This window comes from Solirubrobacter deserti (genome assembly GCF_027587175.1).
Lineage (GTDB): Bacteria > Actinomycetota > Thermoleophilia > Solirubrobacterales > Solirubrobacteraceae > Solirubrobacter > Solirubrobacter deserti.
This window is the reverse complement of record NZ_JAPCID010000050.1, coordinates 1-19,905: the sequence shown is the minus strand read 5'-3', so window position 1 is coordinate 19,905 and position 19,905 is coordinate 1. Positions and strand designations below refer to the sequence as shown.

The 19,905-nt window shown below is 72.6% G+C and carries 16 protein-coding genes; 7 read left to right on the top strand and 9 right to left on the bottom strand.

Annotated features, from left to right (window positions below; translation table 11 throughout):
* Window positions 1-28 precede the first annotated feature (28 nt).
* The gene (locus tag OJ962_RS26490) at window positions 29-2,773 is read left to right on the top strand and encodes a helix-turn-helix transcriptional regulator (RefSeq protein WP_202952459.1); all 2,745 of its coding nucleotides are present in this window, start codon (window positions 29-31) and stop codon (window positions 2,771-2,773) included.
* A 109-nt stretch (window positions 2,774-2,882) separates the two neighbouring features.
* Here the strand turns inward: OJ962_RS26490 and yczR are convergent, their stop codons facing one another.
* Window positions 2,883-4,325 carry a MocR-like transcription factor YczR gene (yczR, locus tag OJ962_RS26485; protein WP_202952458.1) on the bottom strand — a complete coding sequence of 481 codons (1,443 nt, stop codon included), beginning with the start codon at window positions 4,323-4,325 and terminating at the stop codon, window positions 2,883-2,885.
* 118 nt (window positions 4,326-4,443) lie between these two features.
* Between yczR and yczE the strand changes: the two genes are divergently transcribed.
* The 4 genes from yczE to OJ962_RS26465 are packed head-to-tail and all read left to right on the top strand — an operon-like array spanning window position 4,444 to window position 6,920.
* Entirely contained in the window at window positions 4,444-5,031 is a 588-nt protein-coding gene (yczE, locus tag OJ962_RS26480; RefSeq protein WP_202952457.1) for a membrane protein YczE, read from the top strand.
* Between the two features lie 38 nt (window positions 5,032-5,069).
* Window positions 5,070-6,122, top strand: coding sequence for a LacI family DNA-binding transcriptional regulator (locus OJ962_RS26475; protein WP_202952456.1), 1,053 nt, complete (start codon window positions 5,070-5,072; stop codon window positions 6,120-6,122).
* Window positions 6,109-6,540 (top strand): ParB N-terminal domain-containing protein, encoded by a 432-nt coding sequence (locus OJ962_RS26470; RefSeq protein ID WP_202952455.1) that lies wholly within the window; start codon window positions 6,109-6,111, stop codon window positions 6,538-6,540. Before OJ962_RS26475 ends, OJ962_RS26470 begins: the two co-directional genes overlap by 14 nt.
* Window positions 6,541-6,566: 26 nt before the next feature.
* The gene (locus OJ962_RS26465) at window positions 6,567-6,920 is read left to right on the top strand and encodes a response regulator (protein WP_202952454.1); all 354 of its coding nucleotides are present in this window, start codon (window positions 6,567-6,569) and stop codon (window positions 6,918-6,920) included.
* Here OJ962_RS26465 and OJ962_RS26460 read toward each other — a convergent pair.
* Window positions 6,906-9,572, bottom strand: a complete 2,667-nt coding sequence (locus tag OJ962_RS26460) for a diguanylate cyclase domain-containing protein (protein ID WP_202952453.1) — start codon at window positions 9,570-9,572, stop codon at window positions 6,906-6,908. The genes OJ962_RS26465 and OJ962_RS26460 overlap by 15 nt on opposite strands.
* Window positions 9,569-12,631 carry a response regulator gene (locus OJ962_RS26455; RefSeq protein ID WP_202952452.1) on the bottom strand — a complete coding sequence of 1,021 codons (3,063 nt, stop codon included), beginning with the start codon at window positions 12,629-12,631 and terminating at the stop codon, window positions 9,569-9,571. Before OJ962_RS26455 ends, OJ962_RS26460 begins: the two co-directional genes overlap by 4 nt.
* Window positions 12,632-12,685: 54 nt before the next feature.
* On the opposite strand from OJ962_RS26455, the gene OJ962_RS26450 reads away from it, so the two are divergent.
* A complete protein-coding gene (locus OJ962_RS26450; protein WP_202952451.1) occupies window positions 12,686-13,882 on the top strand; it encodes a response regulator in 1,197 nt (398 codons plus the stop codon).
* Between the two features lie 5 nt (window positions 13,883-13,887).
* On the opposite strand, the gene OJ962_RS26445 is transcribed toward OJ962_RS26450, so the two are convergent.
* From OJ962_RS26445 to OJ962_RS26425, 5 genes are all read right to left on the bottom strand, one after another.
* Window positions 13,888-14,103: a hypothetical protein gene (locus tag OJ962_RS26445; RefSeq protein WP_202952450.1), complete on the bottom strand. Its 216-nt coding sequence runs from the start codon at window positions 14,101-14,103 to the stop codon at window positions 13,888-13,890.
* Between the two features lie 40 nt (window positions 14,104-14,143).
* Window positions 14,144-14,875, bottom strand: a complete 732-nt coding sequence (locus OJ962_RS26440; protein WP_202952449.1) for a hypothetical protein — start codon at window positions 14,873-14,875, stop codon at window positions 14,144-14,146.
* Window positions 14,876-14,980: 105 nt separating this feature from the next.
* On the bottom strand, window positions 14,981-17,044 hold the full coding sequence (gene fusA, locus OJ962_RS26435; protein ID WP_202952448.1) for an elongation factor G: 2,064 nt from the start codon (window positions 17,042-17,044) through the stop codon (window positions 14,981-14,983).
* 65 nt (window positions 17,045-17,109) lie between these two features.
* Entirely contained in the window at window positions 17,110-17,874 is a 765-nt protein-coding gene (gene whiG, locus OJ962_RS26430) for an RNA polymerase sigma factor WhiG (RefSeq protein ID WP_270006719.1), read from the bottom strand.
* Window positions 17,875-17,912: 38 nt separating this feature from the next.
* A complete protein-coding gene (locus OJ962_RS26425; protein WP_202952447.1) occupies window positions 17,913-18,845 on the bottom strand; it encodes a tyrosine recombinase XerC in 933 nt (310 codons plus the stop codon).
* On the opposite strand from OJ962_RS26425, the gene OJ962_RS26420 reads away from it, so the two are divergent.
* Window positions 18,829-19,137 (top strand): hypothetical protein, encoded by a 309-nt coding sequence (locus OJ962_RS26420; protein ID WP_202952446.1) that lies wholly within the window; start codon window positions 18,829-18,831, stop codon window positions 19,135-19,137. The two genes, OJ962_RS26425 and OJ962_RS26420, sit on opposite strands and share 17 nt — an antisense overlap.
* Here OJ962_RS26420 and OJ962_RS26415 read toward each other — a convergent pair.
* Window positions 19,134-19,905: hypothetical protein (locus tag OJ962_RS26415; protein WP_270006714.1), on the bottom strand; the 772-nt coding region annotated here is incomplete at its 5' end. The two genes, OJ962_RS26420 and OJ962_RS26415, sit on opposite strands and share 4 nt — an antisense overlap.

Sequence of the window (19,905 nt, the reverse complement as noted above, 5' to 3'; positions counted from 1 at the left end):
CCATCCAACGTTCTGGTTGCCTGGCTCCGTGACGTTGCTTGAACGCGAAGGGGAGCTGTCGCAGATCGAACAGCGGCTCGCGGCGGTCGCCGTCGGGCAGGGTTCTCTGAGCTTCGTCGAAGGCTTCGCCGGCACCGGCAAAACGACGCTGCTGACGGCCGCCCGGGCGCGGGCCGAGGCCCACGGCCTCCGCTGCCTCACGGCTCGTGGCGGAGCGCTGGAGCGCGAGCTGCCGTTCGGCCTCGTGCGTCAATTGCTCGACGGTCCGGTCGCCGCCGATCGTGATCGCCTGCTCGCCGGCGCCGGCGGGCTCGCGCGTCACCTGTTCGAGACGGCCTGTGTCAGTGGAGAGACACACAGCACGTTCGGGCTCCTGCACGGGCTGTCGTGGATCGTCCAGGACCTCGCCGAGGCGCGGCCGCTCTGCCTGCTCGTCGACGACGCGCACTGGGCCGACGTGCCCTCGCTGCGCTTCTTGGACTACCTCGTGCGGCGGTTGGACGAGCAGCCGGTGGCCGTGCTCATGGCGGCCCGCCCGGGCGAGCCGGGAGCGCCGCCCGAGCTGCTGCAGCTCGCCGCTGACCCCGTCCGGCTCGAGAACCTGAGCCTGCGGGCGGTCGAGCTGTTGGTGCGCGAGCGCTTCCCCTCTGCTGACGCCCAGCTGACCGACGCCTGCGCCGCCGCCACCGGCGGCAACCCGTTCCTGCTCCGCGTCCTGCTCGACGCCGTCGGCGACGACCCGACCGCGGCGCGCGTCGAGGCGCTCGCCCCTGACGCGGTCGTGCGATGGGTGCGCCTGCGTCTGCGCGCGCTGCCGGCCGAGGCCACCGCGCTCGCCGAGGCCGCCGCGGTGCTTGGCGACCGCGCGCCGCTCCGGCTCGCCCGCGCGCTGGCCGGGCTCGACCTCGCCGCTGCGCGCGCCGCCGCGGACGCGCTGATCGCTGTACGGCTGTTGCAGGGCGGTGACCGCCTGACGTTCGCGCATCCGCTGCTGCGCGCCGCCGTCTACGAGACGCTCGGTCCTGTCCGCTCGGCGGCGCTGCACCTCACTGCCGCCGAGCGCCTGCGCGTGGAGGGCGCGGCCGACGCGCAAGTCGCCGCCCAGCTGTTGCGTGCAGGCCGTGAAGGCCGGGCGTGGGTGGTCGACACCCTTCGGGCCGCCGCCCGCGATGCCGTCGGCGAAGGCGCACCCGCAGCCGCCGCAACGCTGCTCACGCGCGCATTGGAGGAGCCGCCGGCGCCGCCTGACCGCGCCTCGGTTCTGGCCGAGCTCGGCCGCGCCCAGGCCGCTTGCGGCGCTCCGGGCGCCCCGGACACGTTCCGGGCCGCGATCGCGGTGACGTCCGACGTGCGCGAGCGCGCGCACCTCACGCGCGAGCTCGCGTCCGCGCTCACCCTGCTCGGCCGGAGCCCGGAAGCGGCCGAGGCGGTCCAGCTCGCGCTCGAGGAGGTCGACGACCGCGAGTCGCGGCTCGCGCTCGTCGCCGAGCTGGCCGCGGCGGCGCGGCTCGACGTGTCGTTGCGCGCCCGCGCGATGGCAGCGTTGCGAGCGCTGATGCCGAGCATCACCGGCGAGACGCCCGCGCAACGCGCGCTGCTCGCGCAGATGTCCGACATGCTGGCCTTCGCGGGCGAGCCGCATCACGAGGTCGCGGCGATGGCCCGCCAAGCGTGGTCCGACGGCCTACTGCTGCGCGACTACGGGCCCGAGGACTGGAGCGTGAGCGCGCCGCTCGCCGCGCTCGGGTGGTGTGATGCCTTCGACGACTACGAGCAGATCGTCGCGTGCCTGCTCGACGAGTCGCGCCGCCGTGGGTCGGTGCACGGCTACGCCTCCGCGATCTACGCCAAGCACTTCACCGACTACCACCGCGGGCGGCTGGCGGACGCGATCGCCGACTGCGAGGAGGCGATCGGCTTCCAGCGGTTCGGCTGGCGGCTCCATCTGCCCGCGGCTGCCGGCCAGCTGGCGTGGGCCCGCCTCGACGCCGGCGATCTCACCGGCGCCGAACGCGCGCTCAGGCTGCCGGCGGTCGAGGCCATGCGCGAATCCGCGTCCTACGGGCTCGTGCTCGAGGCCTCCGGCCGGCTCGCCCTTGCCCGCAGCCGTCCCTCCGAGGCGCTCGAGCACTTCCTCAGCGTCGGTGCGATCACGCGCGCCGCCCGCATCCCGAACCCGAGCTGCGCGGCTTGGCGCTCGGGCGCCGCGCTCGCGGCCGCGCAGCTCGGCGACGCGGAGCGGGCGCGCGAGCTCGTGGGCGAGGAGCTGGCGCTGGCCGAGCGCTTCGGCGCGCCACGTCCGATCGGCGTCGCGCAGCGCGCGGCCGGCTTGGTCGAGGGCGACGTCGAGCGGCTGCGAGCGGCCGTCGCGATCCTCGCCGAGTCGCCTGCCGCGCTCGAGCACTGCCGCGCGCTCGTCGACCTGGGCGCCGCGCTGCGCCGCGCGGGGCACCGGCGCGAGGCGCGCGGGCCGCTGCGCGAAGGGCTCGACCAGGCGCAGCGCTTCGGCGCGCGACGGCTCGCCGAGCAAGCCGCGGACGAGCTGCGCGCGTCCGGAGCGCACCCGCGACGCCGCGCAACCAGCGGGCGCGACGCGCTGACGCCGTCCGAGCAGCGCGTTGCCGCCATGGCCGCCGATGGGATGACGAACCGCGAGATCGCTCAGGCGTTGTTTGTGACGGTCAAGGCCGTCCAGTTTCACCTCGGCAACGTGTACCGCAAGCTCGGCGTGTCCTCGCGCGAGGCGCTCGCGCCGGAGATGTTCGGCGCGTGACGCTGCTCGCGCGCCGGCGCTGATTGACGCCGTCCCGAACGCGACCGGCGCGGGGCTCCTATCGCGCCCAGCGCTGGAACGTCCGTTGCGATGCGCCTCGTGGCGGGCGTCAGGCCACAAGCGCCGGGGCGGGCTCCGCGGCGGGCACAGCCCCCGCGGTGACCCCGCGCCAGGCGAGCGCGAGCCGGTCGACGACGTCGCGCAGGGTGTCGGGCGGCAGCGAGTACGGGATGCGGACGTAGCGCTCGAAGGCCCCGTCGACACCGAACCGGGGCCCCGCGCCCAGCCGCACGCCGTGGCGGTCGGCGAGGGCCGCGAGCGCGGTCGAGCGGGGCGCGTCGAGCTCGACCCACAGGCACAGGCCGCCGGGCGGCGTCGCGAAGCGCCACTCGGGAAGCTGCGTGCGCAGCGCGTCGAGCAGGGCGCCGCGGCGCGCGCGGGCGGCCTCGCGCTGGCGTTCGAGGATCGACTCGGCGCCTTCCAGCAGGGCGACCGCCATCAGCTGCTCCAGTACCGGGCTGGAGATGTCGAGCGCGGCGCGGGCGGCGGCCAGGCGGGCGATCAGCGACGGGTTCGCGCGCACCCAGCCGATCCGCAGGCCGGCCCAGAACGTCTTGCTCATCGAGCCGATCGTGATCACGGTCTCGCCCGGCTCGTCGAGCGCGGCGACCGAGCGCTCGGGCGGCGCGTCCAGGTGCAAGCCGACGATCGCCTCGTCGACCACGAGCGGCGTGCGGGTGGCGCGGGCCAGGCGGACCAGCTGCTCGCGATCCGGCTGGGACATGGAGAGACCGGTCGGGTTCTGGTGGTCGGCGATCAGGTAGGCGAGGCCGGGCGCGGCCTGGCGGAACGTCGCCGCCAGCATCTCCAGGTCCCACCCGTCGTGGAGCATGGGCACCGGGACGGGGCGGGCGCCGGACGCGCGAACGGCGTCGAGGGCCGCGGCGTAGGTCGGGTGCTCGACGACGACACGGTCGCCCGGGCCCGAGAGCACGCGCAGCAGCAGCGTGAGCGCGTGCAGCGCGCCGGCCGTGACGAGGATCTGGTCGGGGGTGGTCGGCGTGCCGAGGCGGGTGAGGTGCGCCGCGATCGCCTCGCGCAGGACCGGGAGGCCCGCGGCGTCGTAGCCCGGGCCGGGCAGGTGGCGCGGGAGCTCGGCGGTGGCCGTCGCGAGCGCGGCGTGCAGGTCGCGCTCGGGAGCGGCGGTCGCGGCGCAGCTGAGGTCGATGACGTCGTCGCCGGTGGACGGCTGCGGTCCGGGCGCGGCGCCGGGGTCGGCGGGTAGGCGCGTCCACGAGCCCGCGCCGCGCCGGCTGGCCAGGAAGCCCTCCTCGCGCAGCGCGGCGTAGGCGGCCGTCGCGGTGGTACGGCTCACCCCGAGCGCCTCGGCGAGCTCGCGCTCCCCGGGCACGCGCGTGCGCAAAGGCAGGCGGCCGTCGAGGACGAGCAGCCGCAGCGCGCGGGCAAGCGCGGCGTAGGCAGGACCACCAGAGCGCCACTCGCCCAGCAGCCGGGCCAGGTGCGGGCCGGAGAGGCCGCGGTCAGCGGTCACGCGGCTCCCTCCGCGGTCGTACCGGCTTCTTGCCGAGAGCCACTGTCACACGCCATGCGGTCCACTTTCTCACGATTGGCTATGGATTTCAATGCCACTTCGCCCGATCATGCGGTCCATGACCCGTCGACTCGTGCAGCTCTACGCCGGATTGCTCCTCTACGGGCTGAGCATGGCGCTGCAGGTGCAGGCGCTGCTCGGCCTCGGCCCGTGGGACGTCTTCCACGAGGGCGTGGCCAAGCACACGGGCCTGAGCTTCGGCACGGTCGTGATCGTCACCAGCGTGTTGGTGCTGCTGCTGTGGATCCCGCTGCGGCAGAAGCCGGGTCTCGGGACGATCTCGAACGTGATCGTCGTCGGGCTTGCCGCCGACCTCGGCCTCGCGCTCATCCCCGAGGGCGAGGGCCTGCTCGTGCAGGTGCTGATGCTCGCCGCGGGCGTGGGTCTGAACGCCGTCGCCGGCGCCGCCTACCTGGGCGCGAACTTCGGGCCGGGCGCCCGTGACGGGCTGATGACCGGGTTCGTCCGGGTGACCGGCGCGTCGGTCGGCAAGGTCCGGACCACGATCGAGCTGTCCGTGATGGCCGCGGGCTTCGCGCTGGGCGGCACCGTGGGGCTCGGCACCATCGTCTACGCGCTGTCGATCGGCCCGCTGTTGCAGCTGATGATCCCGACCTTTCGGGCTCCCGCTCCAGTTCCGACTTGACAAGCCGATCTATACCGGTAAAGTCTTTACCGGTATAGATGTCAGCCACCCGCCCCACACTCGCCACGATCGCCGAAGCGCTCAGCGTTTCGCGCATGACGGTGTCGAACGCGTTCAACCGTCCGGACCAGCTCTCGCCCGAGCTGCGCGAGCGCGTGCTGGCCAAGGCGCGGGAGCTCGGCTACGCCGGGCCGGACCCGGTGGCGCGCACGCTCAGCCGCGGCCGGACGGGCTCGATCGGCGTGATGTTCGACGCGCCCTTGACCGTGGCGTTCTCCGATCCGGCCGCCGTGCAGCTGTTCACCGGCGTGGCGATGGTGTGCGAGCAGCAGGAGCTCGGGATGGCGCTCGTCCCGCGCATCGCGGGCCGGGACGACGCGTTGGTCAGGACCGCGCTGGTCGACGGGTTCGTCGTCTACAGCATGGGCCACGACGATCCGCGGCTGCGAGCCATCCGCGACCGCCAGCTCCCGTTCGTCCTGGTCGACCACGACCCGACTGAGGCGCCGCTGACGGTCAACGTCGAGGACCGTGCCGCCGCCCGCACGACCGCCGAGCACCTGCTCGCGCTCGGACACCGCCGGTTCGGCATCGTGATGGGCGGCGACGAGCCCGACGCCAGCGCCGACCAGGCGCTCGTCACGCTCGAGTACCACGACATCCGCGAACGGCTGACGGGCTGGCGTGAGGCGCTCGAGCCGGCCGGCGTCGCGTGGAGCGGCGTGGCCCTGGCCTCCGCACCCGGCTTCGGCCGTCCCACCGGCCGCGTCGCCGGCGGCAAGCTCCTCGATCGCGGCGACCGCCCGACCGCGATCCTCTGCAGCTCGGACGTGCTCGCCCTCGGCGTCCTGGACGCCGCCGCCGAGCGCGGCGTCGAGGTCCCCACCCAGCTGTCCGTCACCGGCTTCGACGACATCCCCGACGCCGTCCACGCCGGCCTCACCACCGTTCGCCAGCCGCACCAGGAGAAGGGCGCCACGGCGCTTCGCCTCCTGCTCGACAAGGCGGCCCCGCAAGCCTCGGTCCTCCTCCCCGCCGAGTTCATCCCCCGCTCAACCACAGCTCCCATTCCTCCCCATGCTCACCGGTAACCCCCACATGGACGCGCAGCGCGCGTTCGACCGCGCCTCCCGCGCGTCCCGCCGTCACGCCCTGGCCGTCCGCCTGCGCCGTCGTTGCGTCGACCGTGCCCGCCTGCCGGTTCACTCCACGCTCAACCGCGCGCCGTCTCCTCTGGCCTCGGTCAAGGAGATCCCGGTCGAGGCGATCCACGCCACCGTGGAGCCGCACCGCGCGACGCAGTTCGACGCCGCCTTCCGCCCCGCCGGCAAGCGCACCCGCGCGCGCTGGGAGCGGTTGTGGGTCGCGGAGCAGCGCGGCGAGGTGATCCCGCCGATCAGCGTCGTGCGGACGTCGTCGGGCTACGCCGTCGTGGACGGCCACCACCGCGTGTCCGTCGCGCGCGCCCGCGGCGCGGTGACGATCGACGCCGTGGTGAGCGCGGCCTAGGCGCACGCCGTTATCGTCCCTGGCGCATGCGTGTGCTGATCGCCGACGACGACCCCGTGATGCGGATGCTGCTCTCCGCCGTGATCGACGCGGACCCGCAGCTCGACCTGGTCGGCGCCGCCGAGGACGCGACGGAGGCCATCCGCCTCGCGACGGCGCACACGCCCGACGTCGTCCTGCTCGACGTGGAGATGCCGGGCGGCGGCGGGCAGCACGCGGCGCGCGAGATCAAGGCAAGCCGGCCCGCCACGCGCGTCCTCGCCCTGTCCGCGCATGAAGACGGCCCCGCCCGCGACGAGATGCGCGACGCCGGCGCGGACGGCTACGTGATCAAGGGCACGCCACCCGCGGAGATCGCGAAGGCGCTACGCGGCGATTAGCGCGCGGGCGCGGCCCGCGTGCTTGGCGTCGTACAGGGCGGCGTCGGCCCGCGCGAGCAACTCCTCGGCGGTCTCGGTGCCGTCCCACAGCGCGATGCCCGCAGACGCCGTCTGGTCGAACGGGACGACCGCCAGCAGCCGCTCGACGACCCCCCGCGCGCCCTCGATGTCCGAGTGCGGAAGCAGCACCGCGAACTCCTCGCCGCCGTAGCGCGCCAGCGTGTCGGTCGTCCGCAACTCGGGACGCCACGCGCACGCGGCGGCCTCCAGCAGCTCGTCGCCCGCCTGGTGGCCGAACGTGTCGTTGTAGGTCTTGAACTTGTCGAGGTCGAGCATCGCGAGGCACAGGGAGCCGCCGTGGCGGCGGGCGCGGGCGAGCTCGCGGTCCAGGTCCTCGTCCCACACGCGGCGGTTCGGGAGCCCTGTCAAGGGGTCCGTGCGCGCCGTGGACTGCAGGCGGGCGAGCAGGTCGGTGCGGTGGATGGTGATCGCGGCCTCGGCGGCGAGCAGGCGCAGCAGCTCGGCGTCGCGGTCGGACAGGGACGCACGGTGCGACGCCCAGCCGACGGCCAGCACGCCGACGGCGCGCCCGTCGCGCACGACCGGCACCCACGCGGCGGAAGCGGCGCCCGCGACGGCCTGGCAGCTCGACGCGCGCGCGTCGCTGAGCACGTCGGCGACGTGGATCAGCTCGCCCGTCAGGTAGGCCTCGCTCGTGACTGCGCGCGCGTCGATCGCGACCGACATCCGCAGCACGGCCGCGCCGACCGCCGCCGACACCGTCAGCGCGTCCCTGCCCGACGGCTCGAGCAGCGCGACGGACACGGACCCGGTCACGTCCCGCACCGCGCGGCAGAGCGTGTTGCGGGCCGCGAACAGGTCGTTCTCGACCGCCAGCTCGTGCGCGACGTTCGACAGCGTTCGCAGGTCGGCCGCCTGCGCGAGCACGCGCGCCTCGGCCTCACGGCGCTGCAGGAACTGCGAGACCTGCCCGCCGATCGCCTCCAGCAGGCGCGTGAGGCCGTGCTCGGGCTCGCGCGGCGTGCACGACACGAGCACGATCACGCCCTCCGGCGCGCCGTTCGCGCGCAGCGGCAGCGCGACGGTCGAGCGCACGCCCTCCGCGAGCGCCTCCTCGCGCCGGACGAGCCCGCCGTCCACCGCGATGTCGGCCCGCCAGAGCGGCACACGCGACATCCACGACATGCCCGGGAGTCCGTCGCCGACCTCGTAGGACAGCCAGTCGCCCGCGCGGATGAAGCGCTCGAGCCCGCCCGCGTCGGCGGTCCACGCCGCGCTCCGGTGCAGGCGCTCGTCATCGCCCATGCGCCACAGCTCGGCGCCATCCCAGCCGAGCTCGCGGCCGAGGACGTCCAGCAGGACCGGACCTGCGTCCTCGAGCGACTGCATCGTCGTCAGCGCACGCATGACGCCCTGCTCGGCGGCGACGTGCTGCGCCGCACGGCGCTCGTCGGTCACGTCGCGCATGACGCCGACGAACCCCGTCGGGAGCCCGTCCCAGCCGCTGATCGCGCGCACCTGGACCTCGCCCCAGCGCTCGGCGCCCGCGGCCGTCAGGTAGCGGTGCGAGTGGCGCAGCGCGACGCGCTCGCCGCCCATCATCGGCGCGAACGCGCGCGCGTGCTCGGCCCGGTCGTCCGGGTGCACGAAGTCCCACACCGGGCGGTCCAGGCACGCGTCGACGTCGAAGCCGGTCGCGGCCGTCCACGCCTCGGTCAGGTGCGTCCAGCGCCCGGACGCGTCGGTCTCGAACACGCAGTCGGACACGCTCTCGACCACGCGCCGGTGGCGCTCCTCGCTGCGGCGCAGCCGGCCCTCGGCGTCACGGAAGTCGGTCAGGTCGGCGTTGACGATCACCGCGCCGAGGCGCGCGCCGTCGGGACCGGTGACCGGTCCACCGGACGCGAGCAGCGTGCGGCGGCCGGCGTCCGTGTCCACCAGCACCTCGACCGGCTCCACCGGCTCGCCGCGCAGCGCGCGCAGCAGCGGCGTCTCGTGCGGACCGAACGGCCGGCCGTCAAGGTGATGCAGGCCGAAGTGCTCGGCCCATTCCAGCGGGTGCAGGTCGTCGTCGACGGTCGAGCCGTCGAAGGCGTGCAGGCGCCCGTCGGCGTCGGCCACGCGCACGCGGTCGCCGAGCTCGTTGAGCACCGCCTGCAGGAAGATCTGCTGCTTCTCCAGCGACCGGCGCAGCGCGCGCTCGGAGCCGATGTCGCGCATGAGCACCGCCACGTGCGTGATCTCACGACCCTCGGCGAACGGCAGCACGTCCATGCGGAACCACGCGCCCTCGCGCCGCGAGCTCTCGGTCTCGAACGTGCCCGGACGGCCGGCGAGCGCCTTCTCGACCAGCGCGATCAGCGGCTTGCCCCGCTCGGTGTCGAGCGCCTGCGGGAGCACGTTCCCGAGGAACTCGTCGCGCGCCCAGCCCGAGCACTCCAGCGCCTCGCCCTCGAGCTCCACCACGCGCAGGTCGCGGTCGAGGAGCGCGATCGCGACGTGCTGGTCGTGGACGGCGAGCCGGCGCATGCGCCGCTCGGCGGCGAGCGCACGGTCACGCGCACGGGCGGCGCGCCACGCGACCACGCCGGCGCAGAGCGCGGCGAGCACGGCCGCCAGCGTCACGATCACGTTGCGTCCTCGAGCAGCGCCGCGCGCAGGGCGTCCCGCGTGTCGGCGAACACGCGGTCGAGCGCGTCGAGCTGGCCGGGCTCAGCGGCGCGCGCCTGCTCGAGGTCGGCCGCGAGCTTGGCCATGAAACCCGCGCCGATGTTCTGGCAGGAGCCCTTGAGCTTGTGCGCGGTGCGGCGGACGGCGTCGCCGTCACCGGTGACGGCGCTCTCACGCAGCTCGGTGAGCAGCGGCGGCGTGCTCTCCACGAACAGCTCGATCAGCTGGTCGATGATCTCGGGGTAGTCGACGCGGAACACGCGCATGCGGGCCGCGTCGACGAGCGCCTCGAACGGGTCGCCCGCGGGCGCCGCGGCCGGCACCTGCGCGGCCGAGGCGGCGACGCCGCCGAGCATCCGCTCGAGCGTCGCGTCGAGCTCTTCAGGACGCAGCGGCTTGGACAGGTAGTCGTCCATGCCGGCGGCCAGGCAGCGCTCGCGGTCCCCCTTCATCGCGTGTGCCGTCATCGCGACGATCGGCAGGCGGTCGGTGCCGCGCTCGCGGCTGCGGATCGCGGCCGTCGCGGCGTAGCCGTCCATCTCCGGCATCTGGCAGTCCATGAACACCAGCGCGTAGGAGCGCACGGCCAGCATCGACAGCGCCTCGCGCCCGTTGTTGGCGCACTCGACCGTGTAGCCGCGCTTGTCCAGCATCGCCTGCACGACGCGCTGATTGACGACGTTGTCCTCGACGACGAGGATCGTGTCGGCGCCCGCGGACGGCACGGAGGCCGTCGCCGCCGGCGCGACGGCCGACACCTCGCGCGCGGTGCCGAGCGCCTCGGCGATCGCGTCCAGCAGACGCTCGCGGCGCACCGGCTTCTGCAGGTAGCCCGTGACCCCGGCCTCGCGGGCCGCGGCGCGGCGGTCCGTCGTGGACGTGAGCATCACCAGGCGGCTGTCGCGCAGCGACGGCGCCATCTGGATCGCCTGCGCGAGCTCGACCCCGTCCATGCCCGGCATCTGCCCGTCGAGCAGGACGATCTGGAACGGCTCACCCGCGCGTGCGGCCCCGTGCATGACGGCCAGCGCCTCGGCGCCGGAGCCGACGCTGGTGCTCTTGACACCCGGCACGCTCGCCACGTAGGCCTCGAGGATCTCGCGGTTGGTGGCGTTGTCGTCGACGACGAGTACCTTGAGGGTGGGCGGCACCGGGTGCTGGCGGACGGGCGGACGAGGCATGGTCGGCTCGGCGAGCGCGACGGTGAAGGTGAAGGTGGAACCCGCCCCGGGCGTCGAGGTGACGTCGATCCGGCCGCCCATCAGCTCGACGAGCTGGCGGGAGATGGCCAGGCCGAGCCCGGTGCCGCCGTAGCGGCGCGTGGTCGAGGTGTCCGCCTGGGCGAAGGAGTCGAAGAGCTTGCCGACCGCTTTGCGCGAGATGCCGATGCCGGTGTCGGTGACGTCGAAGCGCACGAGCGCGCCCTCCATCCGCACGCGGACCGCGACCTCGCCGGCCTCGGTGAACTTGACCGCGTTGGAGAGCAGGTTCGTGAGCACCTGGCGCACGCGGCCGCGGTCGCCGTTGACCATCGCGGGGACGGCGTCGTCGATCCACGCCATCAGCTCGAGGTCCTTGCCGTGCGCCTGGGGCGCGAGCATCTCGCAGGTGTCCTCGATCGCCTCGCGAAGATCGAAGTCGTGATGGTCGAGCTCGAGCTTGCCGGCCTCGATCTTCGAGAAGTCCAGAATGTCGTTGATGACGTCGAGCAGCGCCTCGCCCGAGTTGGCGGCGGTCTGCGCGTACTCGCGCTGCTGAGCCGCGAGCTCGGTCTGCAGCAGCAGCTCCGTCATCCCGATCACGCCGTTGAGCGGCGTGCGGATCTCGTGGCTCATGTTGGCCAGGAACTCGGACTTCGAGCGGGACGCCTCGACGGCCTCGGCCAGCGCGCGGCGGCGGTCGCTGACGTCGGTGCCCATCGTGCCGGTGGCGTACACGGAGCCGTCAGCGTCGGTGAGCGGGAACTTGACGAGGTGCACGGCGCGCCCGCCCGGGAGGTCGCGCTCGAACTCGGTCGCCTCGCCGGTGCGCAGGACCTCGAGGTCCGTGACGCGGATCGTCGCGGCCTGCTCCGGGGAGAAGAGCTCGTCGTCGGTGCGGCCGATCACGTCCACGCCGACCTGGCCCATGGTCTGGCGCCACTGCTCGTTGACGAGCAGATAGCGGCCCTCGCGGTCCTTGACCGAGATCGTCGTCGTGGTGTGGCTGAGGATGCCGTGCAGGCGGTCGGACTGCACGCGCAGGTCCTCGTCGCGGGCGGCGAGCGCCTCGGCCATCGCGTTGAACGATCGCGCGAGCTGGCCGATCTCGCCCGAGAAGTTGGTGGCGACGCGCGTGTCGAGCGCACCGTGCTCGAGCTTGCGGGCGGCCTGGCCGACCCGGCGCACGGGCTTGAGGACGCGGCGGTCGAGGACGTAGGCGAGCAGGACGAGCAGCGCGACCGAGAGGCCGGCGCCGCCGGCGCCGAGGCCGAGCATGCGCTCACGCAGCGCCTGCGAGCGGGCGCGGCGCTCGAGCGTCAGGGACTGCTGCTCGCTGCTGAGCGCGGCGAACTCGCCGCGCAGCGCGTCGAGACGCTCCTTGCCCTCGGCGGTCGCGGCGAGCACGCTCGGGCGGCGGGTGCCGGCGACCAGCGGCTCGGTGTACTCCGTGACGTACGCGTTGACGTGCTCGGAGATGGAGACGGCACGCGGGCGCATCCGGTCGTCGCTGAGCGTCGCGAGCTGGTTGAGGCGCATCTCGAGCCGTTCGCGGCCGCGGCGGTAGGGCTCCAGGAACTTCTCGTCGTCGGTCAGCAGGTAGCCGCGAACGCCCGTCTCGAGGTCGACGACCGTGCGCTCGAGCTGCTGCGTCGACTGCGTCATGGCGCTCGTCCGCCGCTGCGCCTTGGAGACGTTGTCCAGCGCGCGCACGGACATGAACATGAGCGCGAACATGCCCGCCACGACGGCTGCGATCAGCGCGAGGGCAAGGAGGATGGGGCCGCGCAGGCTGCGCGGGCGGACGCGGAGGACGGACATCTCATACCATCCATCGGCTAAAAGGCGCCGAAGCCGTAGTCGGCGTGAAGGTCAATGAAAATTCTGATCGTCGATGACGAGCCGGGCACGCGCCTGATGGTCGCGTCGACCATCCGCCGCCTCGGGCACGAGGTGGTCGAGGCCGAGGACGGCAACGACGGCTGGCGGCGTTACGAAGCTGACCGCGCCGAGGTCGTGATCACCGACTGGGCGATGCCCGGTCTGGACGGGACCGAGCTGACGCGGCGCATCCGCTCGCTCGAGGGCGGCGGCTACACGTACATCATGATCCTGAGCGCGCGGGTCGACGCCGAGGCCTCACGCGACGCGGTGCGTGCCGGCGCGGACGACGTGCTGGCCAAGCCGGCCGACCCCGCCGAGCTCGAACGCGGGCTGATCGCGGCCGAGCGGCTGGTGACCATGCACCGGCGCATGACGAGCGACCTGCGCCAGGACCCGGCCACCGGGGCGGGCTCCCGCCAGCGGTTGGATGAGGATCTCGCGGCGGTGTGCGCGCGGGTCACGCGCTACGGACACGCGTACTGCGTGGCCATGATCGGCGTGCGAGGCGCAGACGAGGCGGTCCAGCGCGCCGGCGCGGCGCTCGCTCAGGAGATCCGCTCCGGCGATGCGCTCTACCGCTACGGGCCGGCGCAGTTCGTGGCGCTGCTGCCCGAGCAGGGGCTGGAGACCGCGAACGTCGCCGCGAACCGGCTGCGCGCGGCCGCCGAGCGGGCGGCGGCCGCGGAGGCGACGGTGAGCGTCGGGATCGTCACGACGGGCTCGGAGCCGGAGCCGCGCGCGCTGCTCGCGGCGGCCGAGGAGGCGCTCGCGCGGGCGACCCAGTCGGGCTCGATCGTCGGGCAGGGCGGCGCCGCCGGAGAGGGAATCCGGCTCGTGCTGGCCGACGATGACCCCGTGTCGCGCCTGATGCTGGGCGCGATCCTCAAGCGCGAGCCGGGGTTCGACGTCGTCGGCGAGGCCGAGGACGCCAAGGGCGCGGTGGACCTCGCGCTGCGCCGGCGGCCGGACGTGGTCCTGCTCGACGTCAACATGCCCGGCGGGGGCGGCGCGCGCGCCGCCGTGGAGATTCGCGAAGGGCTCCCCGACGTGAAGATCGTCGCGATCAGCGCCGACGACTCGCAGGGCTCTCAGTACGACATGATGCGCGCGGGCGCCGTCGGTTTCATCACGAAGGGCTCGTCTGACGACGAGATTCTCCGTGTGATTCGAAGCTCGGCCCGGTGGTGACTAGTCTAGTCGCCCGCAGTAAGGGGCGCGAAGTCTCCGGTGATGCGCGCACGACGGCGATCACGGACCTCGCGCTGACCGCCGCCCGTGGAACCGGGCAAGCGGCGTTCCTTCTTGCGGCGGTCGACGATGACCGTCACGTTGGGATCGTCTTCGTAGTAGCCCGCGAGCTTCGGGTACAGCTCGTCGGCAAGTGGCTCGGGTACGACGCAGTAGATCACGGCGCCGATCCTAGCCCGTCGAGGTGCGGAAAGTGATCGGTCATGTGTTGATTTGGAGGTGCAATGCGCCTCGCTCATCGGCCGCAGCGTTCGGCACCTGCTCCTCGGGGATCAGCTCGGACAGCTCGTCGCCCTGCGCGTCGCGCCGGACGCCGCCCGCCTCGTCGGACAGGTCGACCTCGAAGCGGTACCACGAGAGCTCCCACATGACGGTGATCGAGACCACCGCGGGACGGTCCGGCCGCGGACGCACGCAGACCGCGGGGGCGCCGAGCGAGCGGGCGACGCCGCCGACGGTGCGCGTGTGGTCGGACGCGTTGAAGACGTCGAGCGCGCGCTGCATCTTGAGCTCGGCGTTGGTCGGGACGGCGCGGATGTGACGCGAGGCCGAGCGCGGTGCCTGGACGGGCTCGGGGCGCGGCGCGGGCTCGCGCTCGCGCTCACGGCGTGGGGCCGGCTCGGGCGGTGCCTCGTAGACGACCGCCGACTCCTCGGCGACCTCCTGGCGCGCGGCGGCGCGGTCGCGCCGTCCGCGGAAGCGCTCGATGAAGCCGCGCCCCTCGTGGCGCGGATGGCGCAGCTCGAGGTCGTCGGCGCCCGACTCGCGAATCCAGCCTTCGTGCTGCGCGCGCGTGATGCAGAGGTCGCAGACCGTCTTGCGCTCACCGCCGGCGAGGTAGTGCTCGGGGTGCTCGCCACGCAGCAGCGTGCGCCCGCAGATGTCGCAGGCGACGTCGAGCTGGTTCGTGCGAATGTCCCTGGTACGCGCCATGCCGGAGGGGTGAGGCTAGCAACGGCGCCCCACCCCTCCGCAACGCTCGAACCACGCCCGCGGACTTCGTCCGCGCACATGGTTCTCACACCGCTCGTGGCCTCGCTAAGCCACTGCTTCGGCTTCCTCGCGCGCCTTGTCGGCGACCTTCTGCGCGAGGTGCGCGGGAATCTCCTCGTAGCGCAAGAACTCGAGCGTGTACTCGCCCTGGCCGCCGGTGATCGCGCGCAGGTCGGGCGCGTAGGAGAGCATCTCGCTCATCGGCACCTCGGCCTTGACCTCGGTCATGCCGCCCACGGCCTCGGTGCCCAGCGGGCGCCCGCGACGGGAGCTCAGATCGCCCATCACGTCACCGACCGACTCGTCCGGAACGGAGCAGGTGGCGAGCATGATCGGCTCCAGCAGCACGGGCGTGCACTGCGACATCGCCTCCTTCATGGCGATGCTGCCGGCCATCTTGAACGCCATCTCCGACGAGTCCACCGTGTGATAGGAGCCGTCGAACAGCGTGACCCGCACGCCCTTGACCGGGTAGCCGGCCACGGCGCCGCTGCGCATCGCCTCGAGCACGCCCTTCTCGACCGCCGGGATGAAGCCCTGTGGGATCACGCCGCCCTTGATCGCGTTGACGAACTCGAAGTCGGCGTCGGGGCACGGTTCGACGGTGATGTGGCAGTCCCCGAACTGGCCGCGGCCGCCCGTCTGCTTCTTGTGGCGCCCGTGCGCCTTGGCGGTGCCGCGGATCGTCTCCTGGTAGGGCACGCGCGGTGGCTTGAGCGTGACCTCGGCGCCGAAGCGCGACTTCATCCGGTCGATGATCACCTCGACGTGGATCTGCGACAGGCCGGCGACGATCTGCTCGCCCGTCTGCTCGTCGCGGTGCAGGTCGATCGTCGGGTCCTCCTCCTGCAGGCGCCGCAGGGCGGTGTAGACCTTGTCCTCGTCGCCCTTGTTCTTGGGCTCCATGGCAAAGGCCATGACCGGCGCGGGCAGCTTGATGCGCGGCATGTGGATCGGCTGGTCGCGCGCGGCGAGCCAGTCGCCCGCGTGCGTCTCCTTGAGCTTGGCCACCGCGCCGATGTCGCCCGGCCCGAACTCGTCCGCGTGGCTGACGTCCTTCCCGCGCGGGACGAGCAGCTGGCCGACACGCTCCTTGTGATGGGTGCGGGTGTTCATCACCTGCGTGTCGTGCGTCATCGTGCCCTGATAGACGCGGAAGAGGTTGATGCGGCCCGCGAACGGGTCGGCGCGCGTCTTGAACACGTAGGCGAACATCTCGCCCTCGGGGTCGGGCTCGAGCTCGAAGCCCTCCTCGACCGTGATCCGCTCGTGCTGGGCGGGGCTCGGGAGGTCGTCCATGATCGCGTCCAGCAGCCGGTTCACGCCCAGCCGCGTGGTCGCCACGCCGCACGTGACCGGGAAGATGTGGCCGGTGTCCGTGCCCTCCTCGAGCGCGTGGACGATCTCGTCGTGGGAGATCTCGTCGCCCTCCAGGTAGCGCTCCATCAGCGCCTCGGAGTTCTCGGCGACCTCGTCCATGAGCTTCTCGCGGTACTCCTGCGCCTGGTCGGCCAGATCATCCGGGATCGGGATCTCCGTGCAGTTGCCCTCCGCGTCGTACCGGTAGGCCTTCATGTCGACGAGGTCGATGAGGCCCGTGAGGTCATGCTCGGCGCCGATCGGGATCTCGGTCGCGACCACGTGCGGACCGAACGCCTCCTTGAGCGAGTCGAGCGTCCGGAAGAAGTCCGCCCGCTCGCGGTCGAGCATGTTCACGTAGACGAGCCGGGCGACGTGCAGTTCCTGCGCGCGCTCCCACAGCCGGCGCGTGGAGACCTCGACGCCCATCACGCCGTTGACCACGAAGATCGCGGACTCGCATACGCGCAGGGCGCCGAGGGCGTCGGCGATGAAGCTGGGCTCGCCGGGGGTGTCGATCAGGTTGACCTTCACGTCGCGCCACTCGAACGAGGCGAGCGACGCGGAGATCGACATGCCACGGGACTTCTCGTCCTCGTCGGCGTCAGAGACCGTGGTGCCGTCAGCCACCGAGCCGAGCCTCGTCGTCGCTCCGGCCTCGAACAACAAGGCTTCGTGCAACGACGTCTTCCCGCTCCCTCGGTGGCCGACTAGGGCCACGTTGCGAATCCTGTCTGCGGCGTGCGGCATGCCTGGCGCTCCTCTCTCCCAGGAAGGTTGAGAGGAACGCTACAGGGTGTTTCGCGCTTGTGACGTTAGTCGCGTAGGTTCTCGGTCTGGAGCCGCGACTTCAGGCGCAGGACGGCCTTCGTGTGCAGCTGCGAGATGCGCGATTCGGTGACGCCGAGAACCTCGCCGATCTCTCGCAGCGTCAGGTTCTCGTAGTAGTAGAGGGCGATGACGAGTTTCTCGCGCTCGGGCAGCGCCGCGATCGCGTCCGCCAGCCGATCCTTGAGCTCGGACTGCGCCAGCAGCGCCTCGGGGTCCGGCGCGTCCGGGTCCTGCAGCGTGTCCAGCAGCGAGACGGAGTCGCCGGAGGAGTCGCTGACGGCCCACAGCTCGTCCAGGGCGACGACGGTCGAGGTCGAGATCTTGACCAGCGACTCCTGGAACTCGTCGTTGGTGATCCCGAGCTCGCGCGCCATCTCCTCGTCGGTGGGAGCGCGGTGCAGCCGGTGCTCGAGCTTGGCGTGGACCTTCTCGATCTCGCGGGCGCGGGCCCGGACGGAGCGCGGCACCCAGTCCAGGGCGCGCAGCTCGTCGATGATCGCGCCCTTGATCCGCGTGATCGCGTACGTCTCGAACTTGATGTCGCGCGAGAGGTCGAAGCGCTCGATCGCGTTGATCAGGCCCAGGAGGCCGTACGAGATCAGGTCGGCTTCTTCGACGTGCGCCGGCAGACCCGAGGACATGCGGCCGGCGACGTACTTGACGAGTGGTGAGTAAGCGACGACGAGCTGCTCACGTGCGCGGTCAGAGCCGTCCGTCTTGTAGACGGTCCATAGCTCCTTCAGCTCGATCGCTTTGACGTTGGTCTCCAGAACGGCCCCTTATTCCCTTAAGCGCGCGGGTGGCTCTTTGCGTACGCCGCCCGCAGCCGCGCTGACTCTACCCGAGTGTAGACCTGGGTCGTCGAGATACTCGCGTGCCCCAGCATCGCCTGGATCGCGCGGAGATCCGCGCCTCCATCCAACAGGTGGGTGGCGAAGGAGTGCCTGAGTGCGTGCGGGTGGACGCCGGTCTGCGTCGCGGCATGCTTTGCCCATACCCGAAGTCGGCGCCGAACATCGCTCGTCGACAGCCTGCGACCGCTTTTGGACAGAAAAAGCGCCGGATCCTGGTCCGCTGAGAGCAGCGCGGGCCGCGCGCGCTCGAGGTAGGCGGTGATGGTGCGCAGCGCGGGCTCCCCCACGGGCACGAAGCGCGTCTTGGCGCCTTTGCCCTCGACGCGTACCTGCTCGTTGTCGAATTCGATCGAAGTCGTGTCGAGATCGACGAGCTCCTCGGCTCTGAGGCCGGAGCTGTAGGCGAGCTCGAAGAGGGCGCGGTCGCGCATCTCGAGCGGCGTGCTGGCCGGGATCTTCTCCAGCAGCCGCTCGATGTCCTCGGGCTTGAGCGTCTTCGGGAGGCTGTGCGGGAGCTTGGGCGCGGGCAGCAGGTCCGCCGGGTTGGCCGTGATCTCGCCGTGCTCGAGCAGGGAGCGGAAGAGACTGCGCGTGGACGCGAGCTTGCGCGCCATCGTGCGGGGGGCCGCGCCCTTCTGGGACAGGCGGGCGGCCCAGCGCCTGAGGGCCTTGTAGTCGACCTCCGTCGGTTCGAGGCCGTTCGCCGTCGCCCAGGCCGCCAGCTCCGCGGCGTCGGTCCCGTAGGCCTTGCGGGTGCGTTCGGCCGCCCCGCGTCTTTGGAGGTCGGCGTCGAAGGTGCGCAGCGCCGCGCGCCAGGGCTCGGAGATGGCCGCCGTACCCTCAGATGGTGTGAGCGCGTTCTTCATCGACACGACAACGGGTCAGATCGCGACCCTGAACCGGCTCGTAGAGACCGGGATCGCGGACGGGAACGACCCACCGCCGCGCCCGTGGCACCCCGTGCGCGGGGACCGGGACGCGAGCACGCTGTGGTACGCGGTGATGCGCAAGCAGACGAAGGGCGTGTTCATCGGCACCCTTGCCATTCGCCATTCCGACCACCATGCCTCCCTGCTCGAAGGCGGATGGTCGGAAGTTGCACCGGAGGAGATCGACGGCGGAGCGGCCGGCGTCGCCGCCGGCCCGTTCTCGCGTTAGCGCTGCTCGCGCTGCGCCGCGTCGATGTTCGGCGCGTCGAGCTTGGCCAAGTTCTCGGGCGTGGCCTCGAGCTGCTCGTAGCGGTCGACGGTGGTCGTGATCGTCAGCGAGCCGGTCGGCTCGCCGTTGACGGGCTTGCCGTCGACGACCTTCGGCTCGTGCATGGTGAGCTTGATGACGCTGCCGAGCGGCATCGCGTTCTCCGGGTCGACGTAGTACGTGGTGTCGCCGGGCAGCCGCCGGCCGCCGGTCCCCTCGGGCACGCGGTACGCCCGGGCGGCCTTGCCGTTGAACGTCGTCATCCCCAGCTCCTGCGCGCCGCGGATCGCCTCGCGGAAGCGGTCCACCAGGGTCGTGACGCCGACCTTGAAGCCGTGTTCGAGCTCCTCCTGGTTCCAGCCCGGGTCGGTCTTGCGGGTCACCTGCAGCTCCTGGCCCCGCTGGTCGCTGTTGATCAGCGTCCGGAACGTGCCGCCGTTCTGGTCGTGCTCGTAGACCCACTCGCCGCGCGGCTGCCGCGTCTCCATGAAGTTGTGCATCCGGTCGCGGTACTGCCACTGGCGCAGCTTGTCGTAGCTCTCCAGCCGCGGGTTGTCGCCGGTCTGGACGGTGGTCGTCTCCGTGTAGGTGATGAAGTCCGGCTTGGGCGCCGTGGCGGCGAAGGCGCGCTCGGCAAGGCTCGCGACGGGCGCGGGCGCGTGGTCGGCGCCGGGCAGCGCGGCGATCGCGACGACGGCGGCCGCGGCGAGGCCGGCGGCGGCGACCGCG

What these genes read in the sequence shown, in the direction of transcription:
- yczE (WP_202952457.1), top strand. Translation starts at nt 4,444, where the DNA reads ATGACCCGTCGACTCGTGCAGCTCTACGCCGGATTGCTCCTCTACGGG.
- OJ962_RS26475 (WP_202952456.1), top strand. Translation starts at nt 5,070, where the DNA reads ATGTCAGCCACCCGCCCCACACTCGCCACGATCGCCGAAGCGCTCAGC.
- OJ962_RS26470 (WP_202952455.1), top strand. Translation starts at nt 6,109, where the DNA reads ATGCTCACCGGTAACCCCCACATGGACGCGCAGCGCGCGTTCGACCGC.
- OJ962_RS26465 (WP_202952454.1), top strand. Translation starts at nt 6,567, where the DNA reads ATGCGTGTGCTGATCGCCGACGACGACCCCGTGATGCGGATGCTGCTC.
- OJ962_RS26455 (WP_202952452.1), bottom strand. Translation starts at nt 12,631, where the DNA reads ATGTCCGTCCTCCGCGTCCGCCCGCGCAGCCTGCGCGGCCCCATCCTC.
- OJ962_RS26450 (WP_202952451.1), top strand. Translation starts at nt 12,686, where the DNA reads ATGAAAATTCTGATCGTCGATGACGAGCCGGGCACGCGCCTGATGGTC.
- OJ962_RS26440 (WP_202952449.1), bottom strand. Translation starts at nt 14,875, where the DNA reads ATGGCGCGTACCAGGGACATTCGCACGAACCAGCTCGACGTCGCCTGC.
- fusA (WP_202952448.1), bottom strand. Translation starts at nt 17,044, where the DNA reads ATGCCGCACGCCGCAGACAGGATTCGCAACGTGGCCCTAGTCGGCCAC.
- OJ962_RS26425 (WP_202952447.1), bottom strand. Translation starts at nt 18,845, where the DNA reads ATGAAGAACGCGCTCACACCATCTGAGGGTACGGCGGCCATCTCCGAG.